Genomic DNA, 15,384 nt, shown 5'->3' on the forward strand with positions numbered 1-15,384 from the left:
TCGCAGCACCGCGGAGCACGTCATGACCTGGATAGTGACCAAGTACCTGATCACTGCACTGATGGTGGTCTTGGTATCCGAAGCGGCCAAGCATGGCGACCGTATTGGCGGTGTCATCGCCGCCCTGCCCATAGTTACGGTGCTGACCTTGATCTGGCTGCACATTGAGCATCAGCCGGGACAAAAGATCGCCAATCATGCCTGGTACACATTCTGGTATGTGATCCCCACGCTACCGGCGATGTTGATGTTCCCACTCCTAATGTCTCGCTTCGGCTTCTGGCTGGCACTGGCGGGTTACGCATTGGCCACGTGCCTGTGTTTCGTCCTGTTTGCTCTAGCAATGCGCCGCTTCGGCATCGAATTGCTGTAATGGGCAGCCATCCTTGCCCAGCAGGCTCACCGCATAGCTTGGATCGCCTCATGCAACATGAGATGCCCACCCCCTCTGGATAAGACTTTGACCGACCGCTTATGGCCGAGGCTGTGTAAAAACCTCGGGCTCCGAGGCGGTGACTAAAAAACGAGCAGAAAAACGCGTCGCTCCGTAAATTCTAGGTCTACACACCAGCCGATCTTTTTCAGAATTTAAGCACGAGCGCGAACTTCGATAGCGTGTCGGAGTTTTTACACAGCCTGGGCCGGATAGCGACGGTCTGACTCCAGCCTGTTGCCGCCGATGATTTTTTGACCCGGGTGCCGACGCTATGCAGACCCAACCCAGCAGTCTTAAAAGTTGAAATGCAACAGCGAGTTCAGCGTTCGAAACTGGGGCAATGAAATACCGGCATGTGGGTCAAAAATGCATCGGCAGCAACAGATACAGTATTTTTGAAGCCGTCATCATGAGTTTGACACCGCTCGGCCCGCTGCGCGCGTCCATCCAGCGGCTGCCCCTGTTCCTGAGTCCGATCGCCTCTGGCTTCCCCTCGCCGGCCGAGGATCACATCGAGGTCACCCTGTCTCTGGACGACCCGTGCGTCGCTACACCGCCAGTGACTGCCGAGCGGGTGATGGGCGTGATGGATGCGATCAATGCGCGATGGGGACGGGGAACCATGCGATCTGCAGGGGTGCCGGTGAAACCGGACTGAGGGCATGCGGCGGGAGATGATGAGCCCGAGCAATACGACGCGGATTGATCAGTTATGGACGGTAACGTAAGCGCTTGAGGCAGCCTACCCTGGAAGAAACAGGTATAAGCCAAGAGCTGCCCGAGTGCGAATTGATTCGCTCTAGTTGATTCAGGCGTTCATTGCCCCAGAGCAGTCAGCGAGATTGGCCTGACTGGCGACTGTTTCAGTTCTATGATGAAACCTGCCTGATATCCAACACGACCCAGACTTCATACCCTTTCTCTCGAGCCGCTTTCTCGGCCTCGAGTTGGGCAGCGAGTGTACTGATGGAGCGGGAGCTGTGCTCGAAGCGGAATGGCGAGCCACCGTTCTTGCGCACGCTCAATTCAACGAGTGTGAAGGTGGAGTGCTGTTTGGGTATTGGCTGCTTCGATTTCGAAGGAGCGGGGTCTAGGCCAAGTGCGCGCCGCATCTCGGCTTCAATGAGTTTTGCGTCAGTCAAGCGAGATCCCTAGAGCGATTGCGGGTGACGCCATTGTAGCGAGGAGTGGTGCTGACATGGCCTGAGTTCGATGCTGGCGAGCCAACAACCTCATCTCTGCGATATGGCTACGAATCACCAAAGTAGTCATCACAGGCGACTAGTCCGAATGGGCGTTCCTCGCAGGGCTGCTCATCGCTGAACAGATTCTGCGTGCGGCGCTCCTGCTTCAAAAACGCTAGCGCCGCGAAAAAGCAACTTTCGCATAGATTGACTCGATAGCGCTCGCCATCATGCCCTGCGCCATAGCCCCAGAGCGCCTGGAGCGTCCCGAACTGCTCGCCGTATCCCGGCACCCTCGTACTGGTAGCGCATACATCGCAAATGGTGTCTTTATGGGGCTCTGTCATCGGGCAGTTCTCGTGTTCGTATTAAAGAGGGCGGCGGGGGGGCACTGCACAACGGAGTGCCTTTTGCCAATTTGCAAGCGCCGCTGCGTCAGCTCAAGCATGGTCTGGTGCACCATGCCAGCGGTGGATGTGGCAGGTCTTCGACAACTGAACTGGGCTATCGAAGGGAGGATTCAAAAGCAACTGCGCTGATAAACTTATCGACAGTTGCAGATGCAGAAATCAGCAATCCGACTGGGTCAATTTCCCATCAGCGCCAACACTTCAAGCTGTCCATCGACGACCTGTGCCATGATTGGAAATGCGACGAGTGTCTGGAGATGCGGTTGGCTTTGGTTTGTCAAGGTTGTCCCCTGCACGTTTCTTGCGTTGCCGGCGGCGACCACTCCATTCCCTCTTCGAGGATCGGATGGCTTTCGCTCACGACGATCAACGGTTTGTTCCGATTCTCCAGCGCGAACATGGCGATGGAGCCTCCGGCGTCCGCCACCGGCACCGCCCCCTGTGGCTCAAGCCTGCCAACCCAGACATATTGCCGGGTCTCCAAACATGCAAGGTAATACGAAATACCCATGTTTCCTCCGAATTCGAATCAAGTCTTTTGCTGCGCCAATCCGGAACGGGAGGCGGTACTGCCGCAATCATCAAAGGCAGCATGACACGCTCACACGACAACTATCCTGACGCGGCGGGGTTCCTCTTTCACTGATCAGCACTTGCTTTGTTGCTGACCACCGTTTGCATTCGACCTATCCCCTCTTGGTTAAGCTCACCAGCCCTACAAAGGGCGTCAATCCCCTTGTAAGTCTCGAACAGGGACATGAGGTCGCCCTGCGCCATGATTTTCAACGGTTTACGGCCATTAAAGAAATCGTTGTGGTTTTCCTTGCCCGCAAAACCGTAGACGTTCTCAGGGTTATCAAAGACCAGTCGTGAACCGCCCCGGCTTTCCCGGAGGCTCCAACTCTTGAGAGGATGGAGCCATGAAGACGACGACGAAGTACTCCCCGGAAGTCCGCGAGCGAGCGGTTCGACTGGTATTGGAGCATCAAGGCAACCACGAGTCGGAATGGGCAGCGATTTGCTCGATTTCTGCCAAGATCGGTTGTACCGCCGAAACACTGCGCCGTTGGGTACGCCAGGCCGAGCGCGATACTGGCAAACGTGAAGGCCAGACCAGCAGCGAACGCGAGCGGATCAAGGCGCTGGAACGTGAGGTGCGTGAGTTGCGCCAGGCCAACGAGATCCTGCGCAAGGCGTCCGCGTATTTTGCCCAGGCGGAGCTCGACCGCCGCTTCAAGCCATAAAGGCGTTCGTCGATGAGCATCGTGCGGTTTATGGAGTCGAGCCGATCTGCCGGGTACTGCCGATCGCTCCATCGACCTACTACGCCCATGCACATTGCCAGGCCGCTCCCGAGCGGCGTTCTCCGCGAACACGGCGTGACGAGGTACTGAGCGGGCATATCCAGCGGGTCTGGGAGGAGAACTTCCAGGTCTACGGCGTGCGCAAGGTCTGGCGGCAACTCAAGCGCGAAGGCGTAGTGGTGGCCCGCTGCACGGTGGAGCGACTGATGCGGCGACTGGGTCTACAAGGTGTCGTACGCGGCAAACCGGTCAAGACTACGATCAGCGACAAGGCCACCCCGTGCCCGCTGGACAAGGTCAATCGCCAGTTCCGCGCCGAGCGGCCAAACGCGCTCTGGGTGTCGGACTTCACCTACGTCAGCACGTGGCAGGGCTTCGTCTACGTGGCCTTTGTTATCGACGTATTCGCCCGGCGTATCGTCGGCTGGCGCGTGTCCAGCTCAGCCCGCACAGACTTTGTTCTCGATGCGTTGGAACAGGCGTTGTATGCCCGCCGACCGGTCGGCCAGGGCAGCCTGATCCATCACAGCGACCGTGGCGTGCAGTACGTCTCGATCCGCTATACCGAGCGCCTAGCTGAAGCTGGGGTCGAGCCCTCGGTGGGCAGCGTGGGCGACTCCTATGACAATGCCTTGGCCGAGACCATCAATGGCCTGTACAAGGCCGAGGTGATCCATCGTCGTTCCTGGCAGAATCGGGAGGCAGTGGAGCTGGCGACGCTGGAGTGGGTGGACTGGTTCAACCACCGACGGCTACTGGAGCCCATCGGGAACATGCCGCCGGCAGAGGCCGAAGCGATCTACTATCAGCAACTTACCGAGTCGGCCCAAGCGGCATGACTCACACCAAAGAGCCTCCGGAATTCCCGGGGCGGTTCAGTCGCAAGCTGGCGTGGCAGTTCAATACGATGCTGGCCCGCTCCAGTTGATCGAAGTCGAGTTCCACGCCCTTGCCCTGCTGAGCATGGGAAATGCTGCTGCGCGAGACACGAAGAATACTGCACACCTGCTCAGTAGTAGACTTCCATTTCTCTAGGATTCTCAGTGCCGTTCGGAGAATCACGCTGCCCTGATCCTTTGAGAATGCAAGGGTTTTGGATGCTGCATGCATGGTGGTAGCTCCTGTATCTACGCAACATGGCGGTCGAGTCAGGTCATGCGCAACGGGGGGAAGTATTTCGCTAAACCGTGACCGCCTGTTTCGAAGTAGGCTGGAAATTGGTCACGTTGTTAGCGAAATGAGTGGTCATGCGTTAGCGAAAAGGCCGGTCACGATGGGCCGAAATACGCACCTAGCCTCGCAGATGCAATGCCGCAGAGAAGATCACGTGGGTACTCATCCGAGTATCGAGAGGCTGACTCGCTGAGGTTGAGTACGTGCGATCGCCTTCCACTCTGTACTGATGCCCAAGCACATTACCTTGAGCGTCTCGAATGGAGCTAATCTCCAGCAATGGCTCCATCATCCAACGACCAGCCTTGTTCATGTGCCCTGGATTCACAAGATACGCCTGCTCCAGCCAGGCGTGCTCAGTCTGCGCAGCTATGACCTGTTCCAGCAATGGAACCGACGGGACCATTAGCATGCTTCGAAAGGCCTCGTTTCCATCGTCCTCAACGATCTGCAAATAGAACCAGAGCCAGGTCACCTCTAGCTCGACATATGACCAGAACTGGACGCCATCTGGCGCTGTTGAGAGTCCGGGGAGCAGCTCCGCATTTCGGCTGGTCTTGAACACGCGGCAATCACCTAATGAGAATTGTGTTTGATTGGTGCACAATATATTTTGTAGTCATATATTGTTCAATCGCGCTTCATCTTTCCATTTTGCGGAGCAGCAAAATGGAAGTCCGGGATTCGTTCGGGAAAGCGTTGAGATTCGTGCGGCACCGTAGGGGGCTGGCGCAGGAAGATTTCTCGCTCGTTAGCAGCCGTACCTTCGTCAGCATGCTGGAGCGCGGGGCAACGAGCCCGACTCTCGAAAAGCTCGATAGCCTCTGCACGGTGCTCGACACTCATCCGGTCACCCTCTTGGCCCTGACCTACTTGCTTGGATCCGAAGCTCCTGAAAGTTTTGAGCAGCTCCTGGAGAAGGTTGGTGAGGAGTTGAGAGCTCTAGTCGAACCTGACTGATTACTCAGCGAGGCTGTGTGAGGGACCGGTTCCGTGGCCGCACAGTGAGTGTTGACCTTGCTGTCCCTCTGTGCCCTGTGGCTGGCCTGGAGGTCCCGTTTTTGGCAGGGCTTATAGTTTTTGTGGGCGTCAGAAAATATGTGGATTCTGACTTTTTGGGGCTCATATGTCCGTCGCACAAGCTATTTTAAATCGAGTCAAGCACATGCCAAAGGGGAGGCCCTTTGCCGGCGCGGTGTTCGCGCAGATCGGTTCCCGTGCGTCGATTGATAAAGCGCTTTCTAGGCTGGTGCAATCAGGCACGCTGGAGCGAGTAGCTCGCGGTGTCTACATGCGCCCCAAAATGAGCAAGTACACCGGCAGGGTGGTGCGCCCGAGTCCGCTGGCTGTCATGGAGGTCATCACGAAGGCGAGCGGCGAGACGATCCAGATACACGGCGCGGAGGCTGTTCGGAGGTTGGGCCTCAGCACACAGATGCAGGTGTTGCCGACCTTTTACACCAGCGGATCTACTCGCGAGATCAAGGTTGGCAATGCGGTGGTTCGCCTCCGCCACGTATCCAAGGATCGCTTGCAGCACGCCGGCACGACGGTAGGTGTGGCGCTTACTGCTCTCTACTACATCGGGAAAGAAGGGCTGTCGGGTTCTACCCCATTTCCACGGACGGTTTGAAAAGGGCTGAAAACTTCAGATCTTGCCGGGCGACTCTACGACGCATTCGTGGGTTATGAAACCGCTCGATGTAGTCGAATAAATCCGCCCGTGCTTCATCACGAGTTCGATACGACTGATGGGCAACGCGCTCCCGTTTGAGCTGACCGAAGAAGCCTTCGCAGGCAGCGTTGTCGCCGCAATGCCCGACTGCACTCATGCTGCAGACCAGCGTGTTGCGATTCAGAAAGCGCTGGTAGTCAGCACTGGTGAATTGGCTGCCGCGATCCGAATGCAGGATCACTGACCAGTCACCCTGGCGCTGCCAGATCGCCATCTCCACCGCTCGAATCACCATCTGCCGATCCTGACGGTGATGCATCGACCAACCGATCACCAGCTTGCTGTACAAGTCGAGCACCACGCATAGGAAGAGTTTGCCTTCCAGTGTGGCTATTTCCGTGATGTCCGTGACCCACTTGCGCTCCGGTTCCTGCGCAGTGAAATCGCGCTCCAGCAGGTTTTTCACGCCTGCTGGACGCCCGCTGGCGACTCTTCCAAAGCCACGCCTCTTGCGGCGTGGCCAACCTTGAATTCGCTCAGCCGCCATCAGGCGAGCAACGCGGTTCAGGCTGACGGTTTCGCCCTCGTCGAGCAGATCCTCGTGCATCCGGGGCGCTCCGATCACACCACGGCTGTCCTCGTGAATCTCCCGAATGCGCCTTACCAGGCGTGCATTCTCTTGAGTTCGCGGGCTTGGATCACGATCCTGCCAGGCGTAATAGCCACTGGCAGAAACCTTCAGGCAACGGCACATCAGACGTACCGGGTACTCGTTGCGGCAGCGCTGGATCACCGTGTACCGCTCGATGATTCCCTGGCAAAGTACGCTGCCGCGTCTCTTAAAAAATCACGTTCCTTGGTCACCCGGGCCAACTCACGCTTGAGGCGGGCCAGCTCCTCATCTCGCGGACTACCGGTTCCGGGAAAGGCCTTTTCTGTGCCTGGTTGTGCTTCTCGAACCCAGCGTGTGAGCAGGTTCGGAGCTACACCAATCTCCAGGGCCACTTGTCGACAGCTCGCCCCTGAACGACGAACCAACTCGATGGCTTCCCGCTTGAATTCAGGACTGTATTTCTTGCGCTTCATGAACACTCCTTCAGCTCGGTATGAGCTTACTCGAAAGTGTCCGTGCTAACGGGGTAGAACCCGATTACCGTTATGGCTTGAAAGATGCCATTGCCGACGGCGTGTGCCGATCCCCTCGCATTGTGTTGCTTGATAATCAGAAGGTGAAACTCACTGAAGGACTTGGCGCGGATAGCTCCGTCAGGCTGTTTCCGAGCATCGCCAAGCTTTTGGGGGAGTCACCTGTCACCTATGAGGAACTGCTGCGCCATGACGAGGTGATCAATCCAATCCTCGACCTTGGCTACAGCAAGCTCAACGAGCTACGCCAGATCAAGCCTGACGCCGCCGGCTTGGTGGTGGCTACCGACATCGAACACGCTCAGCAAATAGCCCAGGCTCTGGAAGCAATGGGTGAAGAGTGCCGTATCGTGACCAACAAAACCCCGGATGCGCAGCAGGTGATCAATGCATTCCGCAGCAACACCTGCCGCTGGATTGTCGCCGTAGGAATGATCAGTGAAGGCACCGACATTCCACGCCTGCAAGTGTGCTGCTATCTCAGCCGTATCCGCACCGAACTGCATTACCGGCAAGTGCTGGGACGGGTACTGCGACGCACAGGTGAGTCGGATGACCAGGCATGGCTATTCATGCTGGCAGAACCGACGCTTCAGGGCTTTGCGGAGCGAATTGCAGATGATTTGCCGGATGACCTAGCGGTTTTGAGAGATGTGCAGATGCCTGGATTTAATCCAGACTCAAGGCCTGAACCGATGGGTGCTTCGGGCCATGTCAAGGGTATCGGCGATGCTGGGTTAGGTGGCGCAGAACCTGGTATTGGGTCGCAGGCTACGAACATCATTTCGCTGGGTGGCTTTGCAAATGAGCCCGCTTACCAGGTCAGCTTTTCCCAGCATTACCGGCAGCAGCTACTGGCTTGTTTCTGATGCTCAGCCAGTCGAGGCTGCTCGAATGATGCCGGTGTGCATGAATCCATAACCGGCCGGTGCCGCGTGGAACGTAATCGTGAGGTGCGTATGGAGGTTAGGTCGCAGGCATTGGTCGATGTCGTTGAGGATGTGATCTGCGACGTGTGCCGCTCTGGAACTCGTATCCCTGGCTATGGCCTTCAATACGGCAAGCTTGAAGCCCAATGGGGATATGGATCACAGCATGACGGAAAGCACTATCGGGTGCATCTCTGCGAGCCCTGCTTTTTCAGGGTGCTGAGTGGATTGCGTCGGGAGTGTATGGTCAATGGCATGTTCGATGATGAGCAGCCATTTTCCTCTGAGGATTTTGGCTTGGTCAGCAAGGGTAACTACTGGGAAAAGAGCTGATGACAGGACTGCGGCTGAGCGATCTTCTTGAACCCGTCATGCAGCTTGCTTACGAAGCAGGCCGACTTATTGAGTCAGAGCTTAATAGACCAGACGGCCCAAGGGGCAGTGGCTTTAAGGCAGACGTCGATGTTGAAATCGAGGTACTTCTGCGACAGCGACTGAAGCACATCCTTAATTGCGATTTTGTCGGAGAAGAAACGGGCTGCGAGCTATCAGGCCACCCATTTAGTTGGGTTGTTGACCCCAATGATGGAACAGGCGACTTCCTCAATCGTCGGCCGGGCTCTGCCATTTCTATCGGATTGCTGCATAACGCAACGCCAGTGCTGGGCGTGGTTTACGCCCCCGTCACGCCTAGTGGTCCTGACTGCATAGCATGGGCTGAGGGTGCACCGGCTTTACTGCGTAATGGTCGTCCCGTGAATAATGACCTGCAATCTGCGATCTTGGCACCGGGGACAGCGGTAATGGTCAGTTATGGGGGCACCCAAAAAGCCAAGCAGAATGCTTTGCTTTGCCACCCGGCTATTTTCCACCCGATGCCAAGCATTGCTTACCGCCTTGCGCGTGTTGCCGCAGGCGATGGTGTTGCTGCCGTATCGCTCTACAGCGTTTCGCCCCATGACCTGGTTGCGGGTCATGCTTTGTTGCGGGCGGTCAATGGCGATATCTGGAATGAGAAAGGTGAGTCGGTGCGATACGCATCACCACAAGCATTCACTCGAAGTTTGAATTTCTGCTTCGGTGGCGCGCAGGCAGCGTGCTCAGAACTGCTTGGCCGGCCATGGCATTCGCTGAAAGGCAGTGGTTATGTGCTGTAGGTCGTGTATGCGAGGGTGGGTTATTCGTGGTGAGTTTTTCCTTCTGCCCAAGGAGATAGCATCTGTGGATAAGCCGGCCGAGGATCAAAGCGTCACAGCACTCAAAGGACTGATCAAAAAGCCCGAAAACCCGATATCTGTCGACTCGATGAATCCCCTTGTCGCGACGAAGCAAGACCGTCTTTCCCAAGTAGCAGTCATAGCCGAAGAAATTTTCGAAGACAAAGCCGTTGCAATCTCATGGATGACCACAGTTAACGATGCCTTGGGTGGGAAAATGCCGATATTCCTTTGCGATACCGAGATCGGCGCTCGCCAGGTGCTTAGGGAAATCCTGAAGAAGACTTCCCGTTTCTGGTGAAATACGCCGATCCCGTTGCCGGAGTTTCCCGATGAAGCAGATGACCTTTGCCGACGCCGAGTACGCCGGTAAGCGCAAGCAGACCCGTAAGGAGTTGTTCCTGATCGAGATGGATCAGGTGGTGCCGTGGACGGGTTTGGTTGCCCTGATCGAGCCGCACTACCCCAAGGGTGAAGGCGGCCGTCCGGCGTATCCGCTGATGGCGATGCTACGCGTACACCTGATGCAGAACTGGTTCGGCTACAGCGATCCGGCGATGGAGGAAGCGTTGTACGAGACCACGATCCTGCGCCAGTTTGCCGGGCTGAGCCTGGAACGCATTCCCGACGAAACCACCATCCTCAACTTCCGTCGCTTGCTGGAGAAACACGAATTGGCGGCTGGGATTCTGGCGGTGATCAATGGTTATCTGGGCGACCGCGGTTTGTCGTTACATTGACGGCCAGCCGGAACGGTCGCCATGCCAGCATTCGCCAGTCACGCATCTGGCGGCAGGCTTCGCCCAGCACCCAAGCGCCGATTTCAGGCATCAGGCCGGACGATTCGACCACGGGCAGGAACTGGCCCGGTGGCAATAGTCCAAGCGTCGGATGACGCCAGCGCAACAGGGCTTCCGCGCCGACAATCCCACCACTGCGCAGATCGACGACGGGCTGGTAGTGCAGTTCAAGCTGCCCGCGCTCGACCGCTTGGGCCAGTTCCGGCGTCGTCCATCCATCCGGCCGGAAAGCGCTCATTCTCTTTCCCTGAATGCCCGCAACGCCCGCGACAGGGACAGAAGGAACAGGCCGGTCAAACCGAGCGCCGCGATGACCCAATGCTCGCCGAGGAAAGCACCGGCGGTTGTGCCGGCCAGCACGACAGCGAGGATGGGCAGGTGGCAGGGGCAAGTCAGCACAGCCAGTCCGCCCCACAGGTAGCCGGTGATCGGTTTGTGCGTCTCGGACGGCAAGCGCTCGGGGTTGTTCATGGCAGACTCTCCGCGTGCTGTGCCGGCTCGGTCGGCAGGGTGGCCAACTGCACTTCCAGATCGGCCAACGCTTCGCGCCGACGCTCGACGAACTGACGCAGCAGGGCAAGCTGCGCGGCCGCTTCGTCGCCGTCCGCCGCATCCAGCGCCCGGCACAGCCGCGCCAGCGCGTCGAGGCCGATGCCCGCCTCGAAGGCCGCCCGCACGAAGCACAGCCGTTGCAAGGCGGCATCATCGAACAAGCCGTAGCCGCCTGGTGTGCACGCCACCGGGCGCAGCAATCCGCGCAGCAGGTAGTCGCGCACGATATGCACGCTCACCCCGGCATCAAGAGCCAGCCGGGACACCGTGTAGGCGTTCATTGAACACCTCCTTTTTCTCACCCGGCGCAGCAGGAAAGCTGCTTCACATCCTTGTTGAAGGTCTGCGCCGCGAGCTTCAACCCCTCGACCATCGTCAGGTAGGGGAACAACTGGTCGGCCAGTTCCTGCACCGTCATGCGGTTGCGAATGGCCAGAGCCGCCGTCTGGATCAGTTCACCCGCTTCCGGCGCGACCGCCTGTACGCCGATCAGCCGATGGCTGCCTTCCTCGATAACCAACTTGATGAAGCCGCGTGTGTCGAAGTTGGCGAGCGCACGCGGCACGTTGTCCAAGGTCAAGGTGCGGCTGTCGGTCTCGATCCCGTCGTGGTGGGCTTCCGCCTCGCTGTAGCCCACGGTCGCCACTTGCGGATCGGTGAACACCACGGCCGGCATTGCGGTCAGGTCGAGCGCCGCATCGCCGCCGGTCATGTTGATCGCGGCACGGGTGCCGGCCGCTGCCGCCACATAGACGAACTGCGGCTGGTCGGTGCAGTCGCCGGCCGCGTAGATGTTCGGGTTGCTCGTGCGCATGCCTTGGTCGATGGCGATGGCACCTTGCGCATTGACAGTGACCCCCGCTGCGTCCAGCGCGAGGCTGCGCGTGTTCGGTGTCCGACCGGTGGCAACCAGCAGTTTGTCGGCGCGCAATTCACCGTGCGTGGTGGTCAGCACGAATTCACCGTCCATATGGGCGACCTGGCTGGCTTGCGTGTGCTCCAGCACCTCGATGCCCTCGGCACGGAAAGCGGCTGTCACCGCCTCGCCGATGGCCGGGTCTTCACGGAAGAACAAGGTATTGCGCGCCAGGACCGTGACCTTGCTGCCCAGCCGGGCAAAGGCTTGCGCCAGCTCCAGCGCCACCACCGACGAGCCGATTACGGCAAGGCGTTCGGGAATGGTGTCGCTCGCCAGGGCCTCGGTGGAAGTCCAGTAGGGTGACTCTTTCAAGCCCGGAATCGGCGGGACCGCCGGGCTGGCACCCGTGGCGACCAGGCAGCGGTCGAACATCACGACGCGCTCGCCACCCTCGTTCAAACGGACGGTAAGGCTCTGGTCGTCCTTGAAGCGCGCCTCACCGTGCACAACGGTGATGGCCGGATTACCGCCCAGGATGCCTTCGTACTTGGCGTGCCGCAGTTCGTCGACGCGGGCCTGCTGCTGGGCCAGCAGCTTACTGCGGTCAATCGTAGGCACAGTTGCCGCAATACCGCCATCGAACGGGCTTTCCCGGCGCAGATGGGCGATGTGGGCGGCGCGGATCATGATCTTGGACGGCACACAGCCGACATTGACGCAGGTGCCGCCGATGGTGCCGCGCTCGATCAGCGTGACCTGCGCGCCTTGCTCGACGGCTTTCAGCGCCGCCGCCATCGCGGCTCCACCGCTGCCAATGACCGCTACCTGCACCGGGGGCTCGTTGCCACTGTGCTTTTCGGCGGCGGCCATCCATCCCCGCACCTTGTCGAGCAGTCCGACGCGGTTGTCCGCCAGTGGCGCATCGGCTAGCGTTGCCTTGTAGCCCAGTCCGGCCACGGCGGCAGTCAGCGCGTCCGGCGATGTGCCCGGCACGATGGCGAGTTGCGCTGTGCCCTTCGGATAGGACACCAGCGCCGACTGCACGCCTGGCACTTTTTCCAGCGCTTCCTTGACGTGCGCCGCGCACGAGTCGCAAGTCATGCCGGTGATTTTTAGATGGGTCATGCAACAGATCCTTTATCGTTTGTGGCGCCAGACAATGACGTCCGTTGTGCTGCGGTGCCGTTTTCAGTGACTCACTGCTTGACGCTGGACGGATAGCCCGCGTCTGCGGTTGCCTTGGTCAGCTTCTGCACGCTGGTCTTGGCATCGTCGAAGGTGACGACCGCTTGGCGTGTCTCGAAAGTCACGTCAACTTTGCTGACGCCTTCGACCTTGGAAATCGCCTTCTTGACAGTGATCGGGCAGGCGGAGCAGGTCATGCCCGGTACGGACAGCGTGACGGTCTGGGTGGCGGCCCAGACGGGGGCAACAACGGCGGCGAGGGCGAGGGAGGCAAACAGTTTCTTCATGGTGAACTCCGATCAGTAGAAAAATGGCATGACGTAGGGAAATCCGAGCGCGACCAGAACCAGCGCGGCCACGATCCAGAAAATGAGCTTGTAAGTAGCTCGCACTTGGGGAATCGCGCAGACCTCACCCGGTTTGCAGGCCGCTGCCTGCCGGTAGATGCGCCGCCAGGCGAAGAACAACGCCACCAGCGCCACGCCGATAAAGATGGGGCGATAGGGTTCCAACACCGCCAAGTTGCCGATCCAAGCGCCGCTGAACCCCAAGGCGATCAGAACCAACGGCCCGAGGCAGCAAGCCGAGGCGAGGATGGCGGCAAGCCCTCCAGTGAAGAGCGCGCCGCGCCCGGTTTTTGGTTCAGACATGCGCTTGTCCTTTCGAATTGAAATTGGATAGCGTAACCTTACTTCCGTACTCATGTACGGAGTCAAGCGATATGGAAAACAATTTGGAGAACCTGACCATTGGCGTTTTCGCCAAGGCGGCCGGGGTCAATGTGGAGACCATCCGTTTCTATCAGCGCAAGGGCTTGTTGCTGGAGCCTGACAAGCCCTATGGCAGCATCCGCCGCTATGGCGAGGCGGATGTAACGCGGGTGCGCTTCGTGAAATCAGCCCAGCGGCTGGGCTTCAGCCTGGATGAGATCGCCGAGCTGCTGCGGCTGGAGGATGGCACCCATTGCGAGGAAGCCAGCAGTCTGGCCGAGCACAAGCTCAAGGACGTGCGCGAGAAAATGGCTGACCTGGCGCGCATGGAGGCCGTGCTGTCTGAGTTGGTGTGCGCCTGCCATGCGCGAAGGGGGAACGTTTCCTGCCCGCTGATCGCGTCACTACAGGGTGGAGCAAGCTTGGCAGGTTCGGCTATGCCTTAGCGTGCTTTATTTTCCGTTTTCTGAGACGACCCCACCCAGGTCGACAAGCTGCTGCACGGTGAGGAAAACATGGTGGGTGCCGACGCGGGTTACACCGGCGTCGAGAAGCGCCCGGAACATGAAGGCCGGGAGGTGATCTGGCAGATCGCGGCCCGCCGCAGTACGTACAAGAAGCTGAGTAAGCGCAGCGCGCTGTACAAAGCCAAGCGCAAGATCGAGAAGGCCAAGGCCCAGGTGCGCGCCAAGGTCGAGCACCCGTTCCGGGTGATCAAGCGCCAGTTCGGTTATGTGAAGACACGCTTCCGTGGCCTGGCGAAGAACACGGCGCAGCTGGTGACATTGTTTGCCCTGTCGAACCTGTGGATGGCGCGCCGGCATTTGCTGGCGAATGCAGGAGAGGTGCGCCTGTAATGTGGGAAATGGCCGCTGAGAGGTGTTCGCGGCGGCTAAAAACTCAGAAATGAGCGGATGACTTGATCGATTTTGGTCGAATCGCCGCTTCTAAAATTGGCAAGGGCAGAAGTCGGCCGGAAACACAGGGCTACTTCAGACCATCCCTAGAATAAATTGGCTCACGGCATAAATGCTAGTGTTGTCTTGAGATTCTGTTGCGCTTGGGGGAACTACGCCTTGTTCGAGTATCCGCTTCTTGCTGCCGGAATTTGAAGACCACGAGCAGCAGCCATCGAACAAAAATTTCTGCTGTTTTTCAGTGCAAGTGATGAGGTTAAGAGCACATCACACGTAAGCTCCGCTTAGCATTAATGTAATATAAGACTCAGCTTTGTGTAAGGTTGACACCTTTAAACTATCCAACATCAATGACCAAGAGGTGTTAACGATGAAAAAATTTGCGGCAGTTCTTGCTGTTGGCATAGCCGTAAGTTCCTCCTTCGCAATGGCTGAGGTTGATAGAAACTCAACGATGCAGCATGACTATGCTGCAGTCGAGGGTAGACAGGCTTTAAAGGTTCTTCTTGAAAGCGGTGATGTACTAAGTGTGACGCCAATGGGCGAAGATAGTATTCTAGGCTGGCCAAGCTATCGTGCGCAGCCATACGAAATCAAAATTCGTACTCCTGATGGAGTTGTCCACTCAGTGGAGTTCCGTAGCGCGCCAGTTGGCATCAATAACGGTTAATTATTTATAAGGGAATTAATACGATATAAGCCAATTGTATGATCGTTACGATTGGCTTATGACTGATTTTTCAAATGGCATTCTTTTTTGCACAAGAGTAACAATAGAAGCCAAGGCGTCATTTCAGTGGGTAGAGCGTAGGTGTCCTGCCACTGAATAAAAGCGCTTTCCTACCAAGTCCATAAGATACCATCTTGGCAGGAAAGCGGCTTGCTGG

20 protein-coding genes, 6 pseudogenes and 1 other annotated feature are annotated in these 15,384 nt (G+C 58.0%); of the genes and pseudogenes, 13 read left to right on the plus strand and 13 right to left on the minus strand.

From position 1 onward, the window contains the following. Positions 1-22 precede the first annotated feature (22 nt). Positions 23-373, plus strand: coding sequence for a DUF3147 family protein (locus tag P5704_017085; protein ID WOF77747.1), 351 nt, complete (start codon positions 23-25; stop codon positions 371-373). A gap of 631 nt (positions 374-1,004) precedes the next feature. After that, positions 1,005-1,164, plus strand: a pseudogene (locus tag P5704_017090) (DUF4113 domain-containing protein). Positions 1,165-1,305: 141 nt separating this feature from the next. On the opposite strand, the gene P5704_017095 reads toward P5704_017090, so the two are convergent. The 4 genes and pseudogenes from P5704_017095 to P5704_017110 form a co-directional block, all read right to left on the minus strand. Next, the gene (locus P5704_017095; protein ID WOF77748.1) at positions 1,306-1,578 is read right to left on the minus strand and encodes a hypothetical protein; all 273 of its coding nucleotides are present in this window, start codon (positions 1,576-1,578) and stop codon (positions 1,306-1,308) included. A 107-nt stretch (positions 1,579-1,685) separates the two neighbouring features. Further along, positions 1,686-1,967, minus strand: coding sequence for a hypothetical protein (locus P5704_017100; protein ID WOF77749.1), 282 nt, complete (start codon positions 1,965-1,967; stop codon positions 1,686-1,688). A gap of 340 nt (positions 1,968-2,307) precedes the next feature. Further along, positions 2,308-2,541, minus strand: coding sequence for a hypothetical protein (locus tag P5704_017105; GenBank protein WOF77750.1), 234 nt, complete (start codon positions 2,539-2,541; stop codon positions 2,308-2,310). Between the two features lie 128 nt (positions 2,542-2,669). Then, positions 2,670-2,900, minus strand: a pseudogene (locus tag P5704_017110) (hypothetical protein). Between the two features lie 50 nt (positions 2,901-2,950). On the opposite strand from P5704_017110, the gene P5704_017115 reads away from it, so the two are divergent. Further along, a protein-coding gene (locus tag P5704_017115) for an IS3 family transposase (GenBank protein ID WOF77751.1) occupies positions 2,951-4,173 on the plus strand; the annotation gives its coding sequence in 2 pieces (ribosomal slippage) (positions 2,951-3,236 and positions 3,236-4,173; 1,224 coding nt in all). Further along, positions 3,229-3,345: a sequence feature (AL1L pseudoknot), on the plus strand. It overlaps the preceding gene by 117 nt. A gap of 1 nt (position 4,174) precedes the next feature. Here P5704_017115 and P5704_017120 read toward each other — a convergent pair. Both P5704_017120 and P5704_017125 read right to left on the minus strand, forming a co-directional pair. Further along, positions 4,175-4,444 (minus strand): antitoxin Xre-like helix-turn-helix domain-containing protein, encoded by a 270-nt coding sequence (locus P5704_017120; GenBank protein WOF77752.1) that lies wholly within the window; start codon positions 4,442-4,444, stop codon positions 4,175-4,177. Positions 4,445-4,625: 181 nt separating this feature from the next. Continuing rightward, positions 4,626-5,072, minus strand: a complete 447-nt coding sequence (locus P5704_017125) for a hypothetical protein (protein WOF77753.1) — start codon at positions 5,070-5,072, stop codon at positions 4,626-4,628. A gap of 104 nt (positions 5,073-5,176) precedes the next feature. Between P5704_017125 and P5704_017130 the strand changes: the two genes are divergently transcribed. Both P5704_017130 and P5704_017135 read left to right on the plus strand, forming a co-directional pair. Continuing rightward, positions 5,177-5,467 (plus strand): helix-turn-helix transcriptional regulator, encoded by a 291-nt coding sequence (locus P5704_017130; protein WOF77754.1) that lies wholly within the window; start codon positions 5,177-5,179, stop codon positions 5,465-5,467. Between the two features lie 166 nt (positions 5,468-5,633). Further along, entirely contained in the window at positions 5,634-6,140 is a 507-nt protein-coding gene (locus tag P5704_017135; protein ID WOF77755.1) for a DUF6088 family protein, read from the plus strand. Here P5704_017135 and P5704_017140 read toward each other — a convergent pair. Continuing rightward, positions 6,115-7,268 (minus strand): IS3 family transposase gene (locus P5704_017140; GenBank protein ID WOF77756.1). Its coding sequence is split into 2 segments (ribosomal slippage): positions 6,115-7,022 and positions 7,022-7,268, totalling 1,155 coding nucleotides; the frame shifts between segments, so codons are not numbered across the junction. The genes P5704_017135 and P5704_017140 overlap by 26 nt on opposite strands. A 62-nt stretch (positions 7,269-7,330) precedes the next feature. Between P5704_017140 and P5704_017145 the strand changes: the two are divergent. From P5704_017145 to P5704_017165, 5 genes and pseudogenes are all read left to right on the plus strand, one after another. After that, a pseudogene (locus P5704_017145) lies at positions 7,331-8,197 on the plus strand (helicase-related protein). Between the two features lie 90 nt (positions 8,198-8,287). Then, positions 8,288-8,590 (plus strand): hypothetical protein, encoded by a 303-nt coding sequence (locus tag P5704_017150; protein ID WOF81267.1) that lies wholly within the window; start codon positions 8,288-8,290, stop codon positions 8,588-8,590. Further along, the gene (locus tag P5704_017155) at positions 8,590-9,414 is read left to right on the plus strand and encodes an inositol monophosphatase family protein (GenBank protein ID WOF77757.1); all 825 of its coding nucleotides are present in this window, start codon (positions 8,590-8,592) and stop codon (positions 9,412-9,414) included. The genes P5704_017150 and P5704_017155 overlap by 1 nt, the downstream gene beginning before the upstream one ends. Before the next feature lie 64 nt (positions 9,415-9,478). Beyond that, the gene (locus P5704_017160) at positions 9,479-9,775 is read left to right on the plus strand and encodes an MbcA/ParS/Xre antitoxin family protein (protein WOF77758.1); all 297 of its coding nucleotides are present in this window, start codon (positions 9,479-9,481) and stop codon (positions 9,773-9,775) included. 31 nt (positions 9,776-9,806) lie between these two features. After that, positions 9,807-10,208 (plus strand): annotated as a pseudogene (locus P5704_017165) (IS5/IS1182 family transposase). Here the strand turns inward: P5704_017165 and P5704_017170 are convergent. The 6 genes and pseudogenes from P5704_017170 to merT form a co-directional block, all read right to left on the minus strand. Further along, positions 10,204-10,512: pseudogene (locus tag P5704_017170) on the minus strand (EAL domain-containing protein). The pseudogenes P5704_017165 and P5704_017170 overlap by 5 nt on opposite strands. Then, positions 10,509-10,745, minus strand: coding sequence for a broad-spectrum mercury transporter MerE (merE, locus tag P5704_017175; protein WOF77759.1), 237 nt, complete (start codon positions 10,743-10,745; stop codon positions 10,509-10,511). The pseudogene P5704_017170 and the gene merE overlap by 4 nt, the downstream one beginning before the upstream one ends. Continuing rightward, the gene (gene merD, locus P5704_017180) at positions 10,742-11,107 is read right to left on the minus strand and encodes a mercury resistance co-regulator MerD (protein ID WOF77760.1); all 366 of its coding nucleotides are present in this window, start codon (positions 11,105-11,107) and stop codon (positions 10,742-10,744) included. The genes merE and merD overlap by 4 nt, the downstream gene beginning before the upstream one ends. A gap of 17 nt (positions 11,108-11,124) precedes the next feature. After that, a complete protein-coding gene (gene merA, locus P5704_017185) occupies positions 11,125-12,810 on the minus strand; it encodes a mercury(II) reductase (protein ID WOF77761.1) in 1,686 nt (561 codons plus the stop codon). A gap of 71 nt (positions 12,811-12,881) precedes the next feature. Continuing rightward, complete coding sequence (gene merP / locus P5704_017190; GenBank protein ID WOF77762.1) at positions 12,882-13,157, minus strand: mercury resistance system periplasmic binding protein MerP; 276 nt, start codon at positions 13,155-13,157, stop codon at positions 12,882-12,884. A gap of 12 nt (positions 13,158-13,169) precedes the next feature. Beyond that, on the minus strand, positions 13,170-13,520 hold the full coding sequence (merT, locus tag P5704_017195; GenBank protein WOF81268.1) for a mercuric ion transporter MerT: 351 nt from the start codon (positions 13,518-13,520) through the stop codon (positions 13,170-13,172). A gap of 71 nt (positions 13,521-13,591) precedes the next feature. On the opposite strand from merT, the gene P5704_017200 reads away from it, so the two are divergent. From P5704_017200 to P5704_017210, 3 genes and pseudogenes are all read left to right on the plus strand, one after another. Then, positions 13,592-14,026 (plus strand): mercury resistance transcriptional regulator MerR, encoded by a 435-nt coding sequence (locus tag P5704_017200; protein ID WOF77763.1) that lies wholly within the window; start codon positions 13,592-13,594, stop codon positions 14,024-14,026. A gap of 33 nt (positions 14,027-14,059) precedes the next feature. Further along, a pseudogene (locus tag P5704_017205) lies at positions 14,060-14,437 on the plus strand (transposase). A 430-nt stretch (positions 14,438-14,867) separates the two neighbouring features. Next, on the plus strand, positions 14,868-15,167 hold the full coding sequence (locus P5704_017210) for a hypothetical protein (protein WOF77764.1): 300 nt from the start codon (positions 14,868-14,870) through the stop codon (positions 15,165-15,167). The last annotated feature ends 217 nt before the right edge of the window (positions 15,168-15,384 follow it).

This window comes from Pseudomonas sp. FeN3W (genome assembly GCA_030263805.2).
Classification (GTDB): Bacteria; Pseudomonadota; Gammaproteobacteria; order Pseudomonadales; family Pseudomonadaceae; genus Stutzerimonas; species Stutzerimonas stutzeri_G.

What these genes read in the sequence shown, in the direction of transcription:
- P5704_017085 (WOF77747.1), top strand. Translation starts at nt 23, where the DNA reads ATGACCTGGATAGTGACCAAGTACCTGATCACTGCACTGATGGTGGTC.
- P5704_017100 (WOF77749.1), bottom strand. Translation starts at nt 1,967, where the DNA reads ATGACAGAGCCCCATAAAGACACCATTTGCGATGTATGCGCTACCAGT.
- P5704_017105 (WOF77750.1), bottom strand. Translation starts at nt 2,541, where the DNA reads ATGGGTATTTCGTATTACCTTGCATGTTTGGAGACCCGGCAATATGTC.
- P5704_017120 (WOF77752.1), bottom strand. Translation starts at nt 4,444, where the DNA reads ATGCATGCAGCATCCAAAACCCTTGCATTCTCAAAGGATCAGGGCAGC.
- P5704_017130 (WOF77754.1), top strand. Translation starts at nt 5,177, where the DNA reads ATGGAAGTCCGGGATTCGTTCGGGAAAGCGTTGAGATTCGTGCGGCAC.
- P5704_017135 (WOF77755.1), top strand. Translation starts at nt 5,634, where the DNA reads ATGTCCGTCGCACAAGCTATTTTAAATCGAGTCAAGCACATGCCAAAG.
- P5704_017150 (WOF81267.1), top strand. Translation starts at nt 8,288, where the DNA reads ATGGAGGTTAGGTCGCAGGCATTGGTCGATGTCGTTGAGGATGTGATC.
- P5704_017155 (WOF77757.1), top strand. Translation starts at nt 8,590, where the DNA reads ATGACAGGACTGCGGCTGAGCGATCTTCTTGAACCCGTCATGCAGCTT.
- merE (WOF77759.1), bottom strand. Translation starts at nt 10,745, where the DNA reads ATGAACAACCCCGAGCGCTTGCCGTCCGAGACGCACAAACCGATCACC.
- merD (WOF77760.1), bottom strand. Translation starts at nt 11,107, where the DNA reads ATGAACGCCTACACGGTGTCCCGGCTGGCTCTTGATGCCGGGGTGAGC.
- merA (WOF77761.1), bottom strand. Translation starts at nt 12,810, where the DNA reads ATGACCCATCTAAAAATCACCGGCATGACTTGCGACTCGTGCGCGGCG.
- merP (WOF77762.1), bottom strand. Translation starts at nt 13,157, where the DNA reads ATGAAGAAACTGTTTGCCTCCCTCGCCCTCGCCGCCGTTGTTGCCCCC.
- merT (WOF81268.1), bottom strand. Translation starts at nt 13,520, where the DNA reads ATGTCTGAACCAAAAACCGGGCGCGGCGCGCTCTTCACTGGAGGGCTT.
- P5704_017200 (WOF77763.1), top strand. Translation starts at nt 13,592, where the DNA reads ATGGAAAACAATTTGGAGAACCTGACCATTGGCGTTTTCGCCAAGGCG.
- P5704_017210 (WOF77764.1), top strand. Translation starts at nt 14,868, where the DNA reads ATGAAAAAATTTGCGGCAGTTCTTGCTGTTGGCATAGCCGTAAGTTCC.